This window comes from Bradyrhizobium genomosp. I (2014), assembly GCF_000261685.1.
In the GTDB taxonomy this organism is placed as follows: Bacteria; Pseudomonadota; Alphaproteobacteria; order Rhizobiales; family Xanthobacteraceae; genus Bradyrhizobium.
Genome location: NZ_AJQE01000373.1, coordinates 14,893 through 29,383 on the forward strand (window position 1 = coordinate 14,893; position 14,491 = coordinate 29,383).

Annotated in this window: 11 protein-coding genes; 6 read left to right on the forward strand and 5 right to left on the reverse strand. The window is 65.1% G+C overall.

Annotated features, from left to right (window positions below; genetic code table 11):
- Positions 1–114: 114 nt before the first annotated feature.
- Positions 115–1,395 (forward strand): TRAP transporter large permease, encoded by a 1,281-nt coding sequence (locus tag IC50_RS43950; protein WP_035715321.1) that lies wholly within the window; start codon positions 115–117, stop codon positions 1,393–1,395.
- 127 nt (positions 1,396–1,522) lie between these two features.
- On the forward strand, positions 1,523–3,454 hold the full coding sequence (locus IC50_RS32795) for an alkyl/aryl-sulfatase (RefSeq protein ID WP_035715237.1): 1,932 nt from the start codon (positions 1,523–1,525) through the stop codon (positions 3,452–3,454).
- Positions 3,455–3,656: 202 nt separating this feature from the next.
- Here the strand turns inward: IC50_RS32795 and IC50_RS32800 are convergent, their stop codons facing one another.
- Entirely contained in the window at positions 3,657–4,727 is a 1,071-nt protein-coding gene (locus IC50_RS32800; protein ID WP_035715241.1) for a glycosyltransferase family 4 protein, read from the reverse strand.
- Positions 4,728–5,001: 274 nt separating this feature from the next.
- Here IC50_RS32800 and IC50_RS32805 point away from each other — a divergent pair, with 274 nt between their 5' ends.
- The 4 genes from IC50_RS32805 to IC50_RS32820 are packed head-to-tail and all read left to right on the forward strand — an operon-like array spanning position 5,002 to position 10,884.
- Positions 5,002–6,768, forward strand: a complete 1,767-nt coding sequence (locus IC50_RS32805; protein ID WP_035715244.1) for an ABC transporter ATP-binding protein — start codon at positions 5,002–5,004, stop codon at positions 6,766–6,768.
- 56 nt (positions 6,769–6,824) lie between these two features.
- Positions 6,825–9,029 carry an amylo-alpha-1,6-glucosidase gene (locus IC50_RS32810; protein ID WP_035715246.1) on the forward strand — a complete coding sequence of 735 codons (2,205 nt, stop codon included), beginning with the start codon at positions 6,825–6,827 and terminating at the stop codon, positions 9,027–9,029.
- A 23-nt stretch (positions 9,030–9,052) separates the two neighbouring features.
- Entirely contained in the window at positions 9,053–9,574 is a 522-nt protein-coding gene (locus IC50_RS32815; protein ID WP_035715249.1) for a PRC-barrel domain-containing protein, read from the forward strand.
- Between the two features lie 23 nt (positions 9,575–9,597).
- Positions 9,598–10,884 carry an MFS transporter gene (locus IC50_RS32820; protein WP_035715252.1) on the forward strand — a complete coding sequence of 429 codons (1,287 nt, stop codon included), beginning with the start codon at positions 9,598–9,600 and terminating at the stop codon, positions 10,882–10,884.
- Between the two features lie 63 nt (positions 10,885–10,947).
- Here IC50_RS32820 and IC50_RS32825 read toward each other — a convergent pair whose 3' ends face one another.
- The 4 genes from IC50_RS32825 to fixL all read right to left on the reverse strand — a co-directional run bounded on the left by IC50_RS32825 (position 10,948) and on the right by fixL (position 14,347).
- Positions 10,948–11,646, reverse strand: coding sequence for a helix-turn-helix domain-containing protein (locus IC50_RS32825; protein ID WP_035715325.1), 699 nt, complete (start codon positions 11,644–11,646; stop codon positions 10,948–10,950).
- Between the two features lie 84 nt (positions 11,647–11,730).
- Positions 11,731–12,165, reverse strand: a complete 435-nt coding sequence (locus IC50_RS32830) for a response regulator transcription factor (protein WP_035715256.1) — start codon at positions 12,163–12,165, stop codon at positions 11,731–11,733.
- A 43-nt stretch (positions 12,166–12,208) separates the two neighbouring features.
- Positions 12,209–12,826 (reverse strand): response regulator FixJ, encoded by a 618-nt coding sequence (fixJ, locus tag IC50_RS32835; RefSeq protein WP_035715258.1) that lies wholly within the window; start codon positions 12,824–12,826, stop codon positions 12,209–12,211.
- 3 nt (positions 12,827–12,829) lie between these two features.
- Positions 12,830–14,347: a sensor protein FixL gene (fixL, locus tag IC50_RS32840; RefSeq protein WP_035715261.1), complete on the reverse strand. Its 1,518-nt coding sequence runs from the start codon at positions 14,345–14,347 to the stop codon at positions 12,830–12,832.
- Positions 14,348–14,491 lie beyond the last annotated feature (144 nt).

Sequence of the window (14,491 nt, forward strand, 5' to 3'; positions counted from 1 at the left end):
CAGGTCGTTCGCGACGAGCGCAGCCCGCTCGGCTGGATCTTGATGCTGCTGCCGGTCCTGATCGTCGCCCTCTGCTTCGCGCATGCCGGCCACGTCATCACGCTGCCGCAAGGTATGCGCGTCCTCATCGTGTTCGCGCTGCTGCTCTCCTTGATGCTGACGGGCATGCCGATCTCGATTGCGCTCGGTCTCACCGTGCTCAGCTTCATGTTCACGCTGACCGACGTGCGAACGGAATCGGTGGCGCTCAAGCTGTTCACCGGCATCGAGAATTTCGAGATCATGGCGATCCCGTTCTTCATCCTCGCCGGCAACTTCCTGACCCATGGCGGCGTCGCGCGGCGGATGATCACCTTCGCAACCTCGCTGGTCGGCCATTGGTACGGCGGTCTCGCTCTGTCGGGCGTGGTCGCCTGCGCGTTGTTTGCCGCGATCTCCGGCTCCTCGCCGGCAACCGTGGTGGCGATCGGCTCGGTGATCCTGCCCGCCATGGTCGCGCAGGGCTTTCCGAAGCGGTTCGGCGCGGGCGTGATCACGACGTCGGGCTCGCTCGGCATTCTCATTCCGCCGTCGATCCCGATGGTGCTCTACGCCGTGTCCACCAACAGCTCGGTCGGCAAGCTGTTCATCGCCGGCATCGTGCCGGGATTCGTCCTCGCCTCGCTGCTCGGCGCGACGACGTTCTATCGGGCCTGGCGCAACGACTATCCGCGGATGCGCAAGGCCACCTTCGTCGAGCGCCTCGACGCGTTCCGCAAGTCGATCTGGGGCATCCTGCTGATCGTGATCGTGATCGGCGGCATCTATAGCGGCCTGTTCACGCCGACCGAGGCTGCCGCCGTCAGCGCGGTCTACGCCTTCATCGTCGCCGTGTTCATCTACAAGGATCTGAAGCTGCGCGACGTACCGCGCGTGCTGCTGTCGTCGGCGAATCTCTCCGCCATGCTGCTCTACATCATCACCAACGCGGTGCTGTTCTCGTTCCTGATGACCTACGAGAACGTGCCGCAGGCGCTGGCGCAATGGATGATCGACCAGGGCTTGGGATGGATCGGCTTCCTGCTGCTCGTCAACCTGCTGCTGCTGGTGGCGGGCAACGTGATGGAGCCGTCCTCGATCATCCTGATCATGGCGCCGATCCTGTTTCCGGTCGCGGTCAAGCTCGGCATCGACCCGATCCATTTCGGCATCCTGATGACGGTCAACATGGAGGTCGGCCTGTGCCATCCGCCGGTCGGCCTCAATCTCTACGTCGCCTCGGGCATCGCCAAGATGGGTATCACCGAGCTCACGGTCGCGGTGTGGCCATGGCTGTTGACGATGCTGAGCTTCCTCGTGCTGGTGACGTATTGGCCCGGCCTGTCGCTGTGGCTGCCGCGATTGTTGGGGATGTAGAGCACGAGCTGCGGCGCGGTTCTTACCCCCTCCGGGGATGGTGACCGCGTCCGCCTGCGCTCCATCAATGGCAATCGGTTGCGAGATGCGGTTAGATGGCGCTCACCAGATCAGGGGAGCCAGCTCGATGACAGACATTTCGAACAGTGAGCCGAAGTACGCCTCTCCGTCGGTCATCGCGCAGCATGATGCCATGCTGAAGGCGCTGCCGTTTTCCGACAGGCGGGATTTCGACGATGCCGCGCGCGGCTTTCTCGGCACGATCGAGAATGCGACGATCCTGAATCCGCAGGGACGGACGGTCTGGAGCCTCGAGCCTTACGGCTTCCTGTCCACTGAAGTGGCGCCGGCCACGGTCAATCCGAGCCTGTGGCGGCAATCGCGTCTCAACATGCAGCACGGGCTGTTCGAGGTCGTGCCCGGCGTCTACCAGGTGCGCGGGCTCGACATCGCCAACATGACCCTGATCGAGGGCGACAGCGGCGTCATCGTCGTCGATGCCCTGACCTCGATCGAAGGCGCCCGCGCCGCGCTCGATCTCTATTTCAGGCATCGCGGCCTGAAGCGTGTTGCGGCCGTCATCTTCACGCACACCCACACCGACCATTGGGGCGGCGCGCGCGGCGTGCTGGAGGAGGATGCGCTCGCCACCGGCCGCGTGCCGATCGTCGCGCCGAACCTGTTCATGGAGCACGCCGTCTCCGAGAACATCATCGCGGGACCGGCGATGCTGCGCCGGGCGCAATACCAGTTCGGGCCGCTGCTCGGCAAGGGCGTGCGGGGACAGGTCGATTGCGGGCTCGGCAAGTCGATGGCGGCAGGATCAGTCGCGCTGCTGCGGCCGACCGACCTGATCATGGCGACCGGCGATAGGCGCGTGATCGACGGCGTCGAGTTCGAATTCCAGATGGCACCGAACAGCGAAGCGCCCGCGGAGATGCACTTCTTCATCCCGCGCTACAAGCTGTTGAACCTCGCCGAGAACTGCACGCACAATTTCCACAATCTGCTGCCGTTCCGCGGCGCCGACGTGCGCGACGCGCTGGCCTGGTCGAAATATCTGGGCGAGGCCTTGCGGCTCTGGGACGGCAAGGCGGAGGCGATGTGCGGCCAGCACCACTGGCCGGTGTGGGGGGCTGAGCGCATCGGCATGATGATCCGCCAGCAGCGCGACCTCTACAAATTCGCGCACGACCAGACCATCCGCCTGATGAATCATGGCCTCACCGCCGCCGAGATCGCCGAGACGATCCAGCTGCCGAAGAGCCTGGAAGGCGCCTGGCATGGCCGTGGTTATTACGGCCACATCCGGCACAATGTGAAGGCGATCTACCAGAAATATCTCGGCTGGTACGACGCCAATCCGGTCAATCTCGATCCGCTGCCGCCGGTGGAGTCGGGCAGGAAATATGTCGAGTATATGGGCGGGGCGGAGGCGATCCTGGCGCGGGCGCGCGATGATTTCGACAAGGGCGAGTTTCGCTTCGTCGCTCAGGTGCTCGGCCATCTCGTCTTCGCCGAACCGGACAATTCGGCGGCACGCAGCCTGCTCGCCGACACGCTGGAGCAGCTCGGCTACGCCGCTGAGAGCGCGACTTGGCGCAACGCCTATCTGTTCGGCGCGCAGGAATTGCGGCAGGGCATGCCGAAGGTACCGGCGCGCCCGCCGATGCCGCGCGAAACGCTGGCCGCGCTGCGCACCTCCCAGCTCTGGGATGTGATGGGAATTCGCCTCAACGGCCCCAAGGCGGAAGGCAAGCACATCGTCTTGAACTGGCGCTTTTCCGACACCGGCGAGATCTTCGTGCTCAATCTGGAGAACTGCGCGCTCACTTACGCTGAGGGCGTGCAGGCGGAGAACGCGGACGCCAGCTTCACGCTCGCGCGCGCAACGCTCGACGAGGTGATCGCGAAGCTGACGAGCTTTCCGGAAGCCGTCGCCGCCGGCAAGATCGAGCTATCGGGCAACCCGATGCGGCTTGCCGAGCTGATGGGCCTGATGGACGAATTCCCGCGCATGTTCGAGATCGTCGAGCCGAAGCGGGCGGTGGTGAGATAGGATACTGTCGCGCCACATTCAGTGTCGTCCCCGCCTAGTGCGCAATTGCGCACGGGGGCGGGGACCCATAACCCCAGGGGGAAGTTGAGGCGCGAGCTGGTAACTCCGAGTCTTCGCAAAGCTGCTGCTGCGGAGTATGGGTCCCGGATCGGCGCGCGCTTGCGGCGCGCTTGTCCGGGACGACAGTTGTGGGTGTGGCTAGCTATTCCGCGCTGCTCACCAGCTTGATCCGCGGCGCCTGTGCCTCGGTCAGGCTGCGATAGGCCGCGAGATAGTCCAGCGCCATGCGCCGTGCCGTGAAGCGCGTCTCGAACCGCTTGCGGATCGCGGTGCGGTCGAGTTGCGGAAGGCGATTCACCACCCCCGCGGCGCTGATGATGTCCTCGACGACGAAGCCGGTGAGACCCTCGTCGATGATCTCCGGCGCCGAGCCGCGGTTGAAGGCGACGACCGGCGTTCCGCACGCCATAGCCTCGATCATCACGAGGCCGAACGGCTCCGGCCAGTCGATCGGCAGCAGGAGGCCGAGCGCGCCGCTCAGAAAGTCCGACTTCTCGCGATCGCTGATCTCGCCGATGAAGTCGACCAGCGGATTGTTTTCGATCATCGGCCGGATCAGCTCGTCGTAGTAATCCTGGTCGGCGCGATCGACCTTGGCCGCGATCTTCAGCGGGATGCCGCAATGGGTCGCGATCTTGATGGCGCGGTCGACGCCTTTTTCCGGCGCGATGCGGCCGAGCACGGCGAGATATTCCTGCTTCGCCGGCTTCGGCGTCAGCAAGTTCTCCGGCAGGCCGTGGTGGATCGTTGTCACCCAGTTCGCCTGCGGCACCGGCCGTCGCTGCGCATTGGAGATCGAAATGACGGGCATCCTGGCGAAGGTGTTGAAGACCGGCTGATGCTCCGGCAGATCGAGCCGGCCGTGCAGCGTGGTCACGAATGGCGTGGGCTGTCGGTGGAACAGCGACCACGGATAATAGTCGAGATGGAAGTGGAGGAAGTCGAACTCCTCGTCGTCACATTTCTGCCGCACCCGCTCCAGCAGCACCATGTGCAGCGCGTTGGGATCGCGCACGGAACCGTCGAGACGGAGCGCCTTCGGCCACAACGCATCCAGCTTTGCCGACGTCCGCGAGTCGCCGCTCGCGAACAATGTCACGTCGTGTCCAAGGGCTACCAGCTCCTCCGTCAACCAATGCACCACCCGCTCGGTGCCGCCATACAGCTTGGGTGGAACAGCCTCCGTCAGCGGAGCTACCTGCGCGATGCGCATCTCACCATCTCCTCTACGATCATGAACGTTGAAAGCCCCCGCACGTCGGCACCGGCTATGCCAGCCAAGGGAACGTTCCCGCACTTGCGAAGTTCCTTCTCCCAAACGTTACATATTCGACACGTCGGGCGATCGTCGCGATGCTGCCACCAGATTTTCGCACATCGCCCGCATCCGCATGTCGTGATGGCGTTGCCCGGGAACAGAGGCGAAGCGGTCGATGTTCACTCGACCAGTAATCAAACGAAAATCAGCATAACGGGGCGATAGCCATATGGATCAGCTTTCTGGATACGCGCGCAGGCCATTTGCCTTTGTCTTGCGCTATCTTCGGATGCGAATGGCGTCGCACATGGTGATCTTGACCGCAGTCGTTGCGGCGGTTGCCTGCTCCGTAGGCACTCAGTACGGGGTTAAATCCCTTGTCGACGCCTTGTCTGCGGGACCTTCGCATGGTGGCGGCGGCGTATGGCTGGCATTCATTCTGCTCATGTCTTTGATCGCCGCCGACAACTTCCTGTGGCGGATCGCGAGTTGGACAGCGAGCTTCACCTTTGTCCGGGTCACGGGTGATTTGCGGCGAGACATATTTCGTCATCTGACCGGACACGCGCCGAGTTATTTTTCCGACCGGATGCCAGGAATGCTGACGAGCCGGATCACGGCGACGTCGAATGCGGTGTTCACGGTCGAGAACATGTTCGTCTGGAACGTGCTGCCGCCGTGCATTGCCACAATTGCGGCAATCGCGCTGATTGGAACCGTCAGTCCTTATATGGCACTCGGCCTGACAGTGATCGCAGGCGGTATGGTGATCGCCATGTTCCGTCTGGCAGCCGCCGGCAAGCCGCTTCACGACGATTTCGCCGACAAGGCGGCCGCGGTCGACGGCGAGATGATCGATGTCATCAGCAATATGCCCCTGGTCCGTGCCTTCTGTGGCATCGGCCACGAGCATGAGCGGTTCGACGCGACCGTGAACCGGGAACTCATCGCGCGAAGCCGCAGCCTGCGTTATCTGGAAAAGCTGCGGCTGTTGCATGCTGCCGTAACCGTGCTTTTGACGGTTGCGCTGATGGCCTGGGCAATCACGCTCTGGCATAGGGGTGAAGCGACCACCGGTGACGTCGTTCTGGTCTGTACGCTTGGCATCTCGATCCTGAGCGCCACGCGCGATCTCGCGGTGGCGCTGGTCGACGTCACCCAGCACGTGGCGCGGCTGACCGAGGCGATCGCCACGCTGCTGGTGCCGCACGAATTGCGCGACCACCCCGAAGCCGAGCCGCTGATGAAGAGCGGCGCTGCGATCGCGTTCAACAATGTCGCCTTCGGCTATCCCGGCGGCGAGAAGATCTTCGAGCGGTTCAGCCTGCGGCTCCAGCCGGGCCAGCGCGTCGGCCTGGTCGGGCAGTCCGGCGGCGGCAAGTCGACGCTGTTCACGTTGCTCCAGCGCTTCTACGACGTCGACGAGGGCAGCATCACCATCGACGGCCAGGACATCTCGAAGGTCACGCAGCTGAGCCTGCGCGAGGCGATTTCCGTCGTGCCGCAGGACATTTCATTGTTTCATCGCTCCATTCGCGAGAACATCCGCTACGGCCGTCCGAACGCGACCGACGACGAGGTGCTGCGTGCAGCCATCGCGGCGCGCTGCGACTTCGTCGAGAGCCTGCCCGATGGCCTCGACACCATGGTCGGCGACCGCGGTGTCAAGATGTCCGGCGGCCAGCGCCAGCGCATCGCGATCGCGCGCGCCTTCCTCAAGGATGCGCCGATCCTGCTGCTGGACGAGGCGACTGCCGCGCTCGACAGCGAATCCGAGGAGGCGATCCGCGAGGCGCTGTCGCGCCTGATGCGCGGCCGGACCGTGATCGCGATCGCGCATCGGCTGGCGACGCTGCGCAATTTCGACCGCGTGGTGGTGTTGAGGAATGGTAAGATCATCGAGGACGGCTCGCCCGAGCGTCTGATGCAGGGCCACGGGCCGTATCGCGAGCTGGTCACGCAGGAAATGAGCCGGCTCGCGCAAGCCGCCGCGTAGACCAGCAGTCGCGTTCTCGAGTGGTTGCGTTTGAAACAGGCGCAGGGGAGCAGCTCATGTCGGCCGAAGCCGTAACCCAGTTCGTCTCCGTGACGAGGACCTCGGAACAGGTCGCGGAACAACCTTTCTATATTCCGATGACGGGGCCGTCGGCACGGCCGCGGCGTTCACTCAAGCACGACGACACTTTCATCGTGCTCGACAGCCATGGCGACATCGGCGCATCCGCCGGCGGGCCGGACGGCCTGTTCCATCACGATACGCGCTACCTCGCGCGGCTCGAGCTCGTGCTCGACGATCTCCAGCCGCTGCTGCTCGGCTCGAACCTGCGCGACGACAATTCGGCGCTGACGGTCGACCTCACCAATCCGGACATCTACCGGCAGGGCAACCTCGTTCTGCAGAAGGACCTGCTGCACATCGTGCGCACGATCTTCCTGTGGCGCGGCACGGCCTATCAGCGCATCGGCGTGCAGAACCATGGCGACCGGCGCACCAGCGTCGACCTGACGCTGCTGTTCGGCAATGACTTCGCCGATCTGTTCGAGGTCCGCGGCGAGCGGCGACCGCGCCGCGGGATAGGAACGAGCCGGCTGCTCGGGCCGACCGACGTCCTGTTCGAATATCGCGGCCTCGACGAGGCCGAACGGACCACCGGGCTGCATTTCGACCCGCGTCCGACGCGGCTCTCGGTCAATGCCGCGACCTGGGAGCTCGACCTGGAGCCGCACCAGGCCAAATCGCTTTTCGTGGCCGTGTCCTGCAACCGACCGGTGACGGAAAAGCCGGTGCCGTTCTTCCCGGGTCTGCTGGCGCACCGCCGCGAGATGCGGCGGTCGACCATGGGCGCGGCCAGCATCGAGACCTCCAACAACATCTTCAACGAGGTGCTGTGCCAGGCCATGGCCGACCTCAACATGCTGATGACCGAGACGCCGCAGGGGCGCTACCCCTATGCCGGCATCCCCTGGTACTCGACGACGTTCGGTCGCGACGGCCTCATCACCGCGCTCCAGATGCTCTGGGTCGATCCCCGTGTCGCGAAAGGCGTCCTGCGCCGGCTCGCGCATTTCCAGGCCACGGAGATCGACCCGCTCGCCGACGCTGCGCCCGGAAAGATCCTGCACGAGATGCGCGGCGGCGAGATGGCGGCACTCGGGGAAGTGCCGTTCGCGCACTACTACGGCAGCGTCGATTCGACCGCGCTGTTCGTGCTGCTCGCAGGAAGCTATTTCGAGCGCACCGGCGACGAGGCCACGTTGATCGAGCTGTGGCCGGCGATCGAGGCGGGGCTGGCCTGGATCGACGGCCCTGGTGATCCCGACCAGGACGGCTTCGTCGAATACCAGCGCGCGACCGAGAAGGGGCTGGCCAACCAGGGCTGGAAGGATTCCTACGACGCGATCTTCCATGCCGACGGCCAGCTTGCAGAGGGCAATATCGCCCTCGCGGAAGTCCAGGGCTACGTCTTTGCCGCCAAGCAGCTCGCTGCGCGTTGCGCGCTGCGGCTCGGCAGGCCGGACCGCGTGCGCAAGCTCGAGACCGAAGCCAGGGCACTCGCCGAGCGCTTCGAGAAGGCGTTCTGGTGCGAGGAGCTCGGCACCTATGCGCTCGCCCTCGACGGCAAGAAGCGCCCGTGCAAGGTGCGGACCTCGAACGCCGGCCAGGTGCTGTTCAGCGGCATGATCCGGGAGGACCGCGCGCGCCTCGTCGCTGCCGATCTGATGCGCCCGCATTTCTTCTCGGGTTGGGGCATCCGCACCGTCGCGCAGGGCGAGGTGCGCTACAATCCGATGTCCTATCATGACGGGTCGATCTGGCCGCACGACAACGCGCTGATCGCGCTCGGTCTCGCGCGCTACGGCCTGAAGAATTCGGTAGCGCATGTCTTCAAGGGGCTGTTCGATGCCGCGACCTACATGGATCTGCGCCGGTTGCCCGAATTGTTCTGCGGCTTCCGCCGCGAGAAGCGGCGCGGGCCGACGCTCTATCCGGTCGCCTGCGCGCCTCAGGCCTGGGCCAGCGCGACGCCGTTCACGCTGCTGGAGGCGGCGCTCGGCCTCGAGTTCGACGTGGCGCGCGGCGAGATTCGCCTGCGCAATCCGCATCTGCCGGCGTTCCTCAACGAGGTCATCCTGCGCGATCTGCGCCTCGGCCAGTCCAGCGTCGATCTTTGCGTCAGCCGCCACGGCGACGACGTGGCGCTGGAGGTGATGCGCACGCGCGGCCAGATCCAGGTCTCGATCGTGCTGGCGCGCTAGCGGCGCGTCGTAAGGAGGGTGTCATGCGTGCGATCGGAGCGTTGATCCTGGGCGTGGCGATCGCGGTTGCCCTGACGGTCGCGCCGTCGCGCGCCGCGGAGGATCACCCCGCAGGCCAGAATGAAGCGAATGCGCCGGCGACGGCACAGCCGCCGGTCTCAACCGTTCCGGTGACGCCCAAGGACGCCGCGCCGCCGCCCTCGGTGACCATCATCGGCGCGAGCGAGGCCCACGGCGTGCTCGGCCGCGACGTTCGCAGCGCCGCCGGCGAGGACATGGGCCGTATCGTCGACGTCATCGTCGATCGCGCCGGCCATGTGCGCGCCGCGGCGATCGATTTCGGCGGCTTCCTCGGCGTCGGCAGCCGCAAGATCGTGGTGGACTGGAACGCGCTACGGTTCGGCAAGATCGCCAACAAGAAGGACAGCATCACGCTGGAATTGACCAAGGCGCAGGTCGCGGCCGCGCCGGAATACAAGGAAGACACGCCGATCGTCGTGCTCGGCGCGTCCGGCAGCCTCCAGCCGCTGCAGGCGATCCAGTGAGGTGCAGGGAGGGCTGACTGCCCGTGCTGTTGTCGAGGAAGCCGAACCATGCAGATCGCGGCGGCCGCGTCGAGCAGGACAAAGTCGCTGCGCCGTCGGCCGCGGGTATTCCGGCGCCCTCGCGCCAGAGCCTACGCGGCCTCGACTGGTTCATCTTCTTCCTCGCGGACGTGCAGACCGGATTCGGTCCCTTTATCGCGGTCTATCTGACGACGCAGAAATGGACCCAGGTCGAGATCGGCCTCGTGCTGTCGATCGGCGGCATCGTCGCGCTGATCGGGCAAATGCCGGGCGGCGCGATCATCGATGCCGCGAAATCGGAGCGTCTCGTCGCCGCTCTCGCGATTGCGACCATCGGCGCTTGCGCGCTGGCCTATGCCGCGATGCCGATCTTCCCCGTTGTGGTCACCGCGGCCACCTTGCACGCGGCGGCGAGCTGCGTGCTCGGGCCGGCGATCGCCGCGATCAGCCTTGGCCTCGTCGGGCCGCTCGCGATCGGCGAACGGCTCGGACGCAACGCACGCTTCGCCTCGCTGGGCAACGGCGTCGCGGCGGCCGTGATGGGCACCGCGGGCTATCTGCTGTCGAGCCGCTCCGTGTTTCTAGTCACCTTCCTGCTCGCGATCCCGACCCTGATCGCGCTGTCGCGCATCCGCGAGAATGAGGTCGACATCAGGCGCTGTCACGGCGAGATGCCTCCTGAAGCCGCCGACCGCGGCGACACCAATATCTGGCATCTGATCCGGCAGCGTCCCCTCATCGTTTTCGCGCTGAGCGTCCTGCTGTTGCAGCTTGCGAACGCCGCGATGATGCCGCTGATGGCGAGCGCAGTAACGGCGCGGTCGAGCCAATGGGCGACTGTGCTCGTCGCCGCCTGCATCATCGTGCCGCAGGCGATCGTGGCGCTGCTGTCGCCGATGGTCGGGCGCCAGGCGCAAGTGTGGGGCCGGCGGCCCTTGCTCTTGATCGGATTCGGCGCGCTGACGATTCGCGGCCTGCTGTTCGCGACCGTGCGCGATCCCTATCTCCTGGTGCTGGTGCAGGTGTTCGACGGCCTCACCGCGGCGGTGTTCGCGGTGATGATTCCGCTGATCGTCGCCGACGTCGCCTTTGGCAGCGGTCACTTCAACCTGGCGCAGGGCATCGTCGGCACCGCGACCGGAATCGGGGCGTCACTGAGCACGGCACTGGGCGGCTATGTCAGCGACAAGTTCGGCAACGCCACCGCGTTCATCGGGCTGTCCGGCGTCGCCGCGACGGGGCTCCTTCTGATCCTGCTGGTGATGCCGGAAACCCGGCGCACGGCATGATCGCAACGAAAGAAAAGCCGGCCGAAACGGGTTCGGCCAGCCAAGTCACGGGGGAGATACCGATCAGGCGTCGAGATTGTGCAGGCGCTGGCGGTTGCGCAGCACGATCTGGCGGGCGCCGGAGAAACCGAGAATGCCCTGGGCGTGAAGCTGCGACAGTGCGCGCGATACGGTTTCGAGGGTGAGGCCGAGATAGTCGCCAATGTCGCGGCGGCACATCGGCAGCGCCATCATGCCGGCTACCGCGAGGCGGCGGTCCATTTCCAGCAGGAAGGTCGCGACGCGCTCCATCGCGGTCTTGCGGCCGAGCAGCAGCATGTGGTCCTCGGCATGACGCAGCTCACCGGCGGTCATCGCCCAGAGCTTGCGGGCAACCTGGACGTCGGTGCCGGCAGCCTTCTCGAGGCTTGCGCGCTTCACGAGGCGCACGGTGGTGTCGATGATGGCTTCTGCGGCGAGGCGGTGAGTGGGACCGGATTCGAGGCCGAACACGTCGCCGGGAAGATGGAAGGCGCCGATCTGGCGACGGCCGTCGGAAAGCAGCTTGTAGCTGCTCACTGCGCCCGACACGACCTGGTAGACATATTCGGACGGCTCGTCCTCGCCATAGATCTCCTCGTCCTTACGATAGGAGAATTCCGTGGCGACAAGGCCGACATGGCCGGCGATTGCACCGAACTGGTCGGTGACCGGATGGGCAGGAGCAATCTTGCCAACAATCTGGGTGTTGATCGCCTGGGTGTTGAGCGTCTGGGTCAGCATCTGCGCCATCTCCGTTGTGATGACGCTTTCGTACGCGGTATCGGGGGCTTCGAAAATTTCGAGCGATATCTTAAGGGGGTTGCCTTACGTAGAATCCCGTAGGTCAGGCGCGGGGCGATCCTGGATGGCGTGGCGGATGCACTTGACCAGGTTTTCGTCGAGAAGCGGCTTCAAAATCACGTCTTTGATGCCCGCCGTCGCCGCTCGGGCCGAGATGTTCTCGTCGGGATAACCGGTGATCAGGATCACTGGCGCGACCTGGTCGGATTTGCGCAGCCGACCGGTCAGCTCGATGCCATTGATGTCCGGCATCTTGTAGTCGATGACGTAACAGTCCGGTCCAGGCGCGCCGCTGACGTTGAGCAGCGCCGTACCGCTCCTGAAAGTCCGCACGGCGAAGCCGTCGGTCTCCAGCAGGAACCGCAGAGATCCCAGGACGGCGGCATCATCGTCGACCACAAAGACGGTGAGTTGTGGGGAGGACGGCAGCCGCGCATGATGTGAGCTGACCTCGATCATGCTGGCTGGTTAGCACGGCGCCGGGAAGGCGCCTTGACCTGCCTCAATCGTTGAGCATGCCAGCGCGCATCGCCAGCCGGACCAGTTCCGAGAGGCTGCTCGCCTGCATCTTGGTCATGACGTTGGCCCGGTAGACCTCGATGGTCCGCGGGCTGATATCGTATTCGCGGGCGATGAGCTTGTTGGAGAGGCCTGCGATCAGCCCTTCCATGACCTGGCGCTCCCTGGGACTCAAGGACGCGACGCGGGCGGCGATGTCCTGCGCGACGGCCTCGCTCTTGGCGGCGGGCTCGGCCTGGCGGATCGCCGAATCGATCATGGCGGTGAGACGGTCGTCGTCGAACGGCTTTTCCAGGAAATCGACCGCCCCGAGCTTCATCGCCTCGACCGCGAGCGGCACGTCGCCATGACCGGTCATGATCACGATCGGGAACGGACTCTGCTGTGCCTTCATCCGCTTCAGCAGTTCGATCCCGTCGAGGCCGGGCATGCGCACATCGGAGACGACGCACCCGAAGCCGAGGCCGGGCAGGGCTTCGAGAAAGGCGAGGGCGTCGTCGAACAGGGTGACGCCGAAGCCGGCGGAATCCAGCAGGAAGTTCAGCGAGTCCCGCATCGCTGCGTCGTCGTCGATGACGTAGACTTTTCCCTTGGTCGTCATGATTCAGCTCTCGTCGGTTGCCGGCAAGGTGAAGCGGAATGTCGCCCCGCCCGCTGCGTTGCTCTCGGCCCACATGCGGCCGCCGTGAGCCTCGATGATCGAGCGGCTGATGGAAAGTCCCACGCCCATGCCGGTGTCCTTGGTGGTGAAGAAGGTCTGGAACAGGTTCGGAATGACGTCGTCCCGGAAGCCGATGCCGGTGTCGGAGACCTCCACCTCGATCATGTCGTCGCCGACGCGGGTGTTGGCGACCACGAGCTCGCGCCGCGGCGACTGCGCCATTGCTTCGAGTGCGTTGCGGAACAGGTTGACAAGCACCTGCTGGATCTGCACGCGGTCGGCGAGGACGAGATCGGCATCGGGATCGAGGCTGAAGCGGAGTTGCACGTTCTGCTCGCGCGCGCCGGCGAGCCCGAGCGCGCCGGCTTCCTCGATCAGCTTGGACAGGCTCTCGACCCGCTTCTCCGATTCGCCGCGGGAGACGAAGTCGCGCAGGCGCCGGATGATCTGGCCGGCACGCAAGGCCTGCTCCGCCGCCCGATCCAGCGCGCTTTCGACCTTCGGCGTGTTGGGATCGCTGCTGCCGGCGAGGAGGCGCCGCGATCCCTTCATGTAGTTGCTGATCGCCGCCAGCGGCTGGTTGAGCTCGTGGGCGAGCGCGGAGGCCATTTCGCCCATCGCGGTCAACCGCGAGACGTGCACCAGCTCGGATTGCAGTTCCTGGAGCCGCGCCTGGGTCTGCTGGTGCTCGGTGAGGTCGCGCACGAAGCCGGTGAAATAGGGCTCGCTTGCGCGTTGCGTCTGTCCGACGGACAGGTGCATCGGGAAAGTCGTGCCGTCGCGGCGCTTGCCGGTCACAATCCGGCCGATCCCGATAATGTGCGGATCGTTCGTCCTGAGATAGCGCGCGAGATAGCCGTCGTGACGCGACTGATCGGGCTCCGGCATTAGAATGCTCACGTTCCGGCCAATGGCTTCCTGCCTGCTGTAGCCGAACAGCCGCTCCGCGGCGCTGCTGAAGAGCTGCATGATGCCGCGTGAATCGATGACGATCATGGCGTCGGGCACCGTCTCGAGAATCGAGCGAAGATGATTCTCCTGGGAGCGCAGGGCCTCTTCGAGCTGCTTTTCCTCGTTGATGTCGAGAAATATCCCGCTGAGGTGACGTGGCGTGCCCGCTTCGTCCCGGATCACGCCAGCCCTGGCTCGGATCCATTGACCGTTTCCGGACATGCCGCCGAGCTTGAACGACAGGTCAAGTCCCCCGCCGCCCTCCGAGGTGCGCCCGATTGCCTTCAGGAGATGGTCCCGATCGTTCGGTTCCAGCAGCGAAAGAAAGAGATCGTAGCTGATCGTCTGATCCCGCGCGAGGCCAAACAGCCGCTTGGCCATCTCCGACCATTCAAGTTCGCGCGTCCGCAGATCGAGGTCCCAGGTGCCCACCCCGAATCCTTCGATGCGGCCACGAAAGTGCTCGCCCCGACCATCGTCTGCCGAATGGGTCACGCGGGTCGGCGCCAAGCTCTGCTCCTATCCTCGGCGGCCAGGCAGGATGCCTTTACCGTACCCGCAATTTCGCCCAAGGCTCGCTCGGAGGCAAGCGCGGACGTTGAATTCACTGGCGGATTTCCCACTGAACGGCGAGGGAGCCAAAAGCGCCTGCTT

Excerpts from the sequence above, each read along its gene's own strand:
- IC50_RS43950 (WP_035715321.1), top strand. The coding sequence starts at position 115 with ATGCGCGTCCTCATCGTGTTCGCGCTGCTGCTCTCCTTGATGCTGACG.
- IC50_RS32795 (WP_035715237.1), top strand. The coding sequence starts at position 1,523 with ATGACAGACATTTCGAACAGTGAGCCGAAGTACGCCTCTCCGTCGGTC.
- IC50_RS32800 (WP_035715241.1), bottom strand. The coding sequence starts at position 4,727 with ATGCGCATCGCGCAGGTAGCTCCGCTGACGGAGGCTGTTCCACCCAAG.
- IC50_RS32805 (WP_035715244.1), top strand. The coding sequence starts at position 5,002 with ATGGATCAGCTTTCTGGATACGCGCGCAGGCCATTTGCCTTTGTCTTG.
- IC50_RS32810 (WP_035715246.1), top strand. The coding sequence starts at position 6,825 with ATGTCGGCCGAAGCCGTAACCCAGTTCGTCTCCGTGACGAGGACCTCG.
- IC50_RS32815 (WP_035715249.1), top strand. The coding sequence starts at position 9,053 with ATGCGTGCGATCGGAGCGTTGATCCTGGGCGTGGCGATCGCGGTTGCC.
- IC50_RS32825 (WP_035715325.1), bottom strand. The coding sequence starts at position 11,646 with ATGCTGACCCAGACGCTCAACACCCAGGCGATCAACACCCAGATTGTT.
- IC50_RS32830 (WP_035715256.1), bottom strand. The coding sequence starts at position 12,165 with ATGATCGAGGTCAGCTCACATCATGCGCGGCTGCCGTCCTCCCCACAA.
- fixJ (WP_035715258.1), bottom strand. The coding sequence starts at position 12,826 with ATGACGACCAAGGGAAAAGTCTACGTCATCGACGACGACGCAGCGATG.